At 71.4% G+C, this 5744-nt stretch carries 7 protein-coding genes; 3 read left to right on the plus strand and 4 right to left on the minus strand.

Annotated features, from left to right (window positions below; genetic code table 11):
- On the plus strand, window positions 1-1997 hold a 1997-nt coding region (locus tag MFF42_RS14285), incomplete at its 5' end, for an AI-2E family transporter (RefSeq protein ID WP_238256328.1).
- Window positions 1998-2093: 96 nt separating this feature from the next.
- Window positions 2094-2885: a histidinol-phosphatase gene (gene hisN, locus MFF42_RS14290; RefSeq protein ID WP_238256329.1), complete on the plus strand. Its 792-nt coding sequence runs from the start codon at window positions 2094-2096 to the stop codon at window positions 2883-2885.
- Here the strand turns inward: hisN and MFF42_RS14295 are convergent.
- Complete coding sequence (locus MFF42_RS14295; RefSeq protein WP_238256330.1) at window positions 2875-3858, minus strand: alpha/beta fold hydrolase; 984 nt, start codon at window positions 3856-3858, stop codon at window positions 2875-2877. The two genes, hisN and MFF42_RS14295, sit on opposite strands and share 11 nt — an antisense overlap.
- Window positions 3859-4040: 182 nt before the next feature.
- On the opposite strand from MFF42_RS14295, the gene MFF42_RS14300 reads away from it, so the two are divergent.
- On the plus strand, window positions 4041-4511 hold the full coding sequence (locus tag MFF42_RS14300) for an Hsp20 family protein (RefSeq protein WP_183436965.1): 471 nt from the start codon (window positions 4041-4043) through the stop codon (window positions 4509-4511).
- Window positions 4512-4588: 77 nt separating this feature from the next.
- Here the strand turns inward: MFF42_RS14300 and MFF42_RS14305 are convergent, their stop codons facing one another.
- From MFF42_RS14305 to MFF42_RS14315, 3 genes are all read right to left on the minus strand, one after another.
- Complete coding sequence (locus tag MFF42_RS14305) at window positions 4589-4903, minus strand: hypothetical protein (RefSeq protein WP_238256331.1); 315 nt, start codon at window positions 4901-4903, stop codon at window positions 4589-4591.
- Window positions 4904-4948: 45 nt separating this feature from the next.
- Window positions 4949-5362 carry a cupin domain-containing protein gene (locus MFF42_RS14310; protein ID WP_238256332.1) on the minus strand — a complete coding sequence of 138 codons (414 nt, stop codon included), beginning with the start codon at window positions 5360-5362 and terminating at the stop codon, window positions 4949-4951.
- A gap of 3 nt (window positions 5363-5365) precedes the next feature.
- The coding region (locus MFF42_RS14315; protein WP_238256333.1) for an RNA polymerase subunit sigma-70 at window positions 5366-5744 on the minus strand (379 nt) is incomplete at its 5' end.

Here is a 5744-nt window from a genome sequence, read left to right on the forward strand (position 1 = left end):
CGCGGGTCGCCGCCGCCGAGACGCCCAAGGGTCCGCTCGCCTCCTCCCTCGTGGTCTTCGCGATCATCGTCGCGGGCCTGTTCCTCGCGCGCGAGGTGCTGATCCCCATCGCGATCGCGGTGCTCCTGTCCTTCGTGCTCGGCCCGCTGGTGAATTTCTTGCGGCGGCTGCGGCTGGGGCGGGCGGTGGCGGTGCTCGTCTCCGTGCTGTTCGCCGCCGGCCTCATCGCCGCGGTCTCCACCGTCATCGGCGTGCAGGTCGCCGAACTCGCGCAGGACGTGCCGCGCTACCAGCGCACCGTCGAGCGCAAGATCGAGGGCCTGCGCAACGGCTCGCTCGGCCAGACGATGGACTACATCGCCAACATCAACCGGGCGATCCACCAGGGCGGCGAGGAGAACAAGGAGAGCGCCGAACGGGCCAAGGAGCAGATCAAGCGCGAGCAGGCGGCCCGCGACAATGCCCGCAAGGCCGAGCCGGAGCCGGCCAAGCCCCTGGTGGTGCAGGTGGAGGAGCGGCGCCCGAGTTCGCTCGAACTCGCTACCACCGTCCTCTCGCCGGTGGCGCAGCCGCTGGCCACCGCCGGCATCGTCATCGTCGTCCTCCTGTTCATCCTGATGCAGCGGGAAGATCTGCGCGACCGCCTGATCCGCCTCGCCGGATCGAGCGACCTCCACCGCACCACCGTGGCGATGGACGACGCGGCGCGGCGGCTCTCGCGCTACTTCCTCGGCCAGCTCGCCCTCAACACTGCCTTCGGCATCGTCATCGGCGTCGGGCTCTGGTTCATCGGCGTGCCGAGCCCGGTGCTGTGGGGCATCTTCGCGCTGGTCATGCGCTTCGTGCCCTATATCGGCGCCGTCCTCTCGGCGGTGCTGCCGATCGCGCTCGCGGCCGCCGTCGATCCGGGCTGGAGCATGATGCTGGCGACCTTCCTCCTCTTCGCCCTCGTCGAGCCCATCGTCGGCCATGTCATCGAGCCGCTGGTCTACGGCCACTCTACCGGCCTCTCGCCCTTCTCCGTGCTGGTCTCGGCCCTGTTCTGGACCTGGCTGTGGGGACCGGTGGGACTGCTGCTCTCGACGCCGCTGACCGTCTGCCTCGTCGTGCTCGGGCGCCACGTCGATCGGCTCGAATTCCTCGACGTGCTGTTCTCGAACCGTCCGGCCCTGACCCCGGTCGAGAACTTCTATCAGCGCATGCTCGCCGACGACCCGGAGGAGGCACAGGAGCATGCCGACCTGATCCTGCGGGAATGCTCGCTCTCGGCCTATTACGACGACGTGGTGCTGAAGGGTCTCGAACTCGCCGCCCGCGACGCCGCCCGCGGGGTGCTCACCCCCGACCAGAAGGACGAGATCCGCGCCTCGATCACGGCGCTAGTGGAGGAACTGGAGGATCGCGCGGACGCGGTCCCCGATCCGGCCTCCAAGGCGAGCCGCCTGATCCCCGACGCGACGAGCGAGGGGGAGAGCGCCTGCAAGAGCGATCCGATCCCCGAGCCCAACCCCGACGAGTTGCCCGACGCGTGGCGGCGCGACGGCGCGGTGCTCCTCGTATCCGGCCGCGGCTTCCTCGACGGCGCGGCCACCGCCATCGCCGACCAGCTCCTGCGCAAGCGCGGCTTCGGCACGCGGCAGGTGCCCTTCGCCGAGGTCGCGAGGGTGCGCATCGGCGGGTGGGAGCCCGGTCCGGCCCAGGCGATCTGCGTGATCTCGCTGGCGCTCGGGGGAGAGCCGACCCATCTGCGCCGCCTCGTCTCGCGGCTGCGCCAGAAGATCGAGACCGTACCGATCGTCGCCGGGCTGTGGCGCCTCGACGAGCCGATGCTCTCCGACGAGGCGCTGCGGGCCAAGCTCGGGGCGGACGACCACGTCACCTCCCTGCGCGACCTGATCGAGACGATCCTCGCCATCGCCCGCCACGGCACGCCGCAGGGGCCGCAGCGCCAGGAGGCGGCCACGCCGTCGCGGCAGGCGCTGCCCGAAACGGTCTGAAGGGAAAGGCTTGAAGAAGGGAACGGCTCGGGACGGGTTGACGGCACCGCCTCGCGGCGGCTTCGTCTCAATCCGTCAACGGGAGGCTGCCCCTCGATGAGCGTCGTCGATCTCGCCCGGTTCATGGAAGACCTCGCCACCCAGTCCGGGGCGGCGATCCTGCCGTTCTTCCGGGCGCATTTCGGCCTGGACGACAAGTCCCACGGGACGGGCCGCGCCTTCGATCCGGTCACCGAGGCCGACCGCGCGGCGGAGACGGTGATGCGGCGGATGATCAAGGATCGGCTGCCCCATCACGGCATCCTCGGCGAGGAGTTCGGCGCCGAGCGGGCGGATGCGGAATGCGTCTGGGTGCTCGACCCGATCGACGGCACCCGCGCCTTCATCAGCGGCCTGCCGACCTGGGGCACCCTGATCGGGCTCACCCATCACGGCGCGGCGGTGCGCGGGCTGATGCACCAGCCCTATCTCGGCGAGCGCTTCCTCGGCGACGGCAAGACCGCGACCGTGCGCAGCCCCAAGGGCGAGCGCCGCCTTCACACCCGCCGCAGCGAGGCGCTGGGCGACGCCATCCTCGCCACTACCGATCCGCGCCTGTTCACGGAGGGCGAGGAGGCGGAGCGCTTCCGGGCGGTGGAGCGTGAGGTGAAGATGTCGCGCTACGGCGCCGACTGCTACGCCTACTGCATGCTCGCGGCGGGCCAGATCGACCTCGTGGTCGAGGCGGGATTGAAGCCCTACGACATCGTCGCGCTGATCCCCATCGTCGAGGGCGCGGGCGGGGTCGTGACGAGCTGGGACGGCGGCCCCGCCACCGGCGGCGGCCGGATCGTCGCGGCCGGCGACCGCCGCCTGCACGAGGCGGCGATGCGGCGTCTCAACCCGTGAGCGCCCGAGCCTCCTCGGCGACGGCCTGGTGGCCGTGGCCGGGGATGAACGCGTCGAAGGCCGCCCAGAAGTCGGCGCGGATCGCGTCGCACTCGCTCAGGATCTCGTGGCGGGCGCCCGGCAGCACGATCAGGTTGCCGGTCTTGAGCCGGGCGACGAAGCGCTCGATCGTCGGCGTGCCGCAGACGGGGTCGGCCCCGGCCCCGATGATGAGGCAGGGCGTGCGGATCCGCCGGATCATCGCCGGATCCTGCAGCCGGCGCATCGCCCGGAAGGCGGAGGCGAGCCAGGCGACGGTCGGGTCGCCGACCGCCCCGGCGCCGACCTCGCGGGCGGCGGCGGCGTTGCGGGCGTAGCGCACCGGGTCGGTCGAGAGGCGGTTGCCGGGAAACGGCTTCGTCGCGATCGAGACCTTGCTGCCGGAGGGCACGTAGCAGCGTCCGAGGCCGAGCCGGTGCAGCCCGCGCGCGAGCAGCGAGACCGCCGCCGGCCAGCGCACCATGCGGATCGACAGCATCGGCGCGACGGTGACGAACCGCCGGAACGGCAGCCAGCCCTCCGCCGAGCCGGTCAGGGCCACCGCCCCGCCCATGGAATGAGCGAGCCCGAAATACGGCTCGGGCATCATCGGCACGAGCACCGCCTCGGTGATCGCCTTCAGATCGAGGCGGTAATCGTCGAAGTGGCGGACATGGCCCTTGTGGGCGTCGCGGACCTGCCGGCCGGAATCGCCCTGGCCGCGCCAGTCGAAGGCGACCACGCAGAAGCCGCGGGCGCGCAGGTCCGCGATCGTCTCGAAATACTTCTCGATGAACTCGGCCCGGCCCTGGAGCAGGCAGACCGTGCCCTTCACGCCGCGGGCCGTCGGCTGCCACGTCGCGACGCGCAGGGGCACGCCGTCGTCGGTCTCGACCGGCACAAGGCGGGCACCGGGCGGCACCGGATTGCCGGGGGTGGGTCGCAGGGTCAGCACGGCCGGCTCGTCCTGGAAAATTTTTCGCTCAAGCTCACGCAAAAACCCCGCAAGCAGACCCTTGCGCGGTTTTCCGGGTCCACCAATATCAACCCTGCGCCGGCCGAGACGGCGGCGCGACGGTCCGGCCCACGGGCGGACCCGAATACATCGAGCATGTTGCTTCTTCTGGAGGATATGTGATGCGTCAGTTCGATCTGGCTCCCCTGTACCGTTCCACCGTCGGCTTCGACCGCCTTTTCGCGGCCCTCGACGGTTTCGTGAGCGCCGAGGCTGCTCCGACCTATCCGCCCTACAACATCGAGCGCACGGGTGAGAACGTCTACCGCGTCACCGTCGCGGTGGCCGGCTTCACCGAGGCCGACCTGTCGATCGAGGTGAAGGAGAACGCGCTGACCATCAAGGGTGAGCGCAAGCCCGCCGAGGGCAAGTCCGCCGAGGTTCTCTACCAGGGCATCGCCGCCCGCGCCTTCGAGCGCCGCTTCCAGCTCGCCGACCACGTCCAGGTGACCGGCGCCGTGCTTGAGAACGGCCTTCTCCACGTCGATCTCGTCCGCGAGGTCCCGGAGGCGAAGAAGCCGCGCCGCATCGAGATCGCCAGCCGGCCGTCGAGCCAGCCGGTCATCGAGGGCTCGGTCCAGCAGGCCGCGTGACCGCCCGGCCGCGAGGCTGACAATCGAGTAGGGGAGCGCCCCGGCCGTCCCGGCCGGGGCGTTTTCGCGCGGATCGGTCAGAAATCGCCGAAGCGGTCGCCGCGGCTCGGCTCGTAGCAGGTGAAGCCGACGAAGCAGCCCGGCGTGTCGCGGGTCGGCACGAAGGCGCGCCGGCCGATCTCCGTCGCCTCGCAGAACGAGCGGTCGCGCACGAAGCGGTCGTAGGTCGGCCCTCCGGTGCCGAGCACCGCCGCGCCCTGCCGCGTGACCAGGGCACGGGCCTGGGCGCAGGTGAGATTCGTGGTGGAGGGGCGCTGCGCCAGCGCAGGCCCGCTTCCGGCGATGAGCAGGGCCACGCAGAGGGAGGCGCAGCGCGAGGGGAAGCGTCGCATGGAAAGGGTCCGGCGCGAGGAAATCTGTCTCCTCAACAGCGCCGGTCACGGATGTATCCCGTCGAGGTCCGGCAGCAAAACGACGCTCTCCTGCTCGTTCGGATCGGTGCGGGCGATGATCGCCGTGCAGGGCTCGCTCGGGCTCGGATTGTAGGGCAGGTGCGGCACGCCGGCCGGGATGTAGAAGTACTCGCCGGGCTTCAGCTCGGCGTGGTGCTCCAGCCGCTCGCCCCACCACGTGCAGGAGGTGCCGGCCAGCGCGTAGATCGCGGTTTCGTGGCCCTCGTGCTTGTGAGCCTTGGCGCGGGCGCCGGGCGGGATCGTGACCATCTGCAGGTGGATGCCGGTCGCGCCCGTCGTCTCCGCGGAGATGCCGGGGGCGTAGGACAAGCCCTGCTTGCCGACGAACGCGTCGCCGGGCCGCACCAGGCGGCAACGCGCCTCACCCGCCCCGGCCATCGCCTACAGATCCCCGAAGGCGAGCTGCCCCTGGGGCGCGGCCGGCTTCCGCGCCGCGCGCGGCGCCTCCTTGCGGGCGGACGGCTTCGGACGCGGCTTCGGGTCGGCCCGCATGCGCGCCTTCGCCCGGTCGCGGGCCACGGCCTCGGGGGCGTGCGGGTCGTCGTCGAGCCACTTGCCGCGCTTGATCACCTCGTTGACCCGCCCCTGGTTCACCCCGACCTTGAAGGCGATCTCCTGCTGGGTCATGCCGGTGGAGGCGTGCAGTTCCAGGATCGCCCGGGCGAGGTCGGGCGTCATCTTCTGACCGGTGAGGCGCCGGGCCGGGCGGATGGTGCGGGTCTGCCGGTCGCGCTCGCGCAGGCGCTCCAGCAGGGCGAGC

It is taken from the genome of Methylorubrum podarium (genome assembly GCF_022179745.1).
GTDB classification, from domain to species: Bacteria; Pseudomonadota; Alphaproteobacteria; order Rhizobiales; family Beijerinckiaceae; genus Methylobacterium; species Methylobacterium podarium.

Coding starts and splice junctions, on each gene's coding strand:
- MFF42_RS14310 (WP_238256332.1), bottom strand. CDS start 5,362: ATGGCCGGGGCGGGTGAGGCGCGTTGCCGCCTGGTGCGGCCCGGCGAC.
- hisN (WP_238256329.1), top strand. CDS start 2,094: ATGAGCGTCGTCGATCTCGCCCGGTTCATGGAAGACCTCGCCACCCAG.
- MFF42_RS14305 (WP_238256331.1), bottom strand. CDS start 4,903: ATGCGACGCTTCCCCTCGCGCTGCGCCTCCCTCTGCGTGGCCCTGCTC.
- MFF42_RS14300 (WP_183436965.1), top strand. CDS start 4,041: ATGCGTCAGTTCGATCTGGCTCCCCTGTACCGTTCCACCGTCGGCTTC.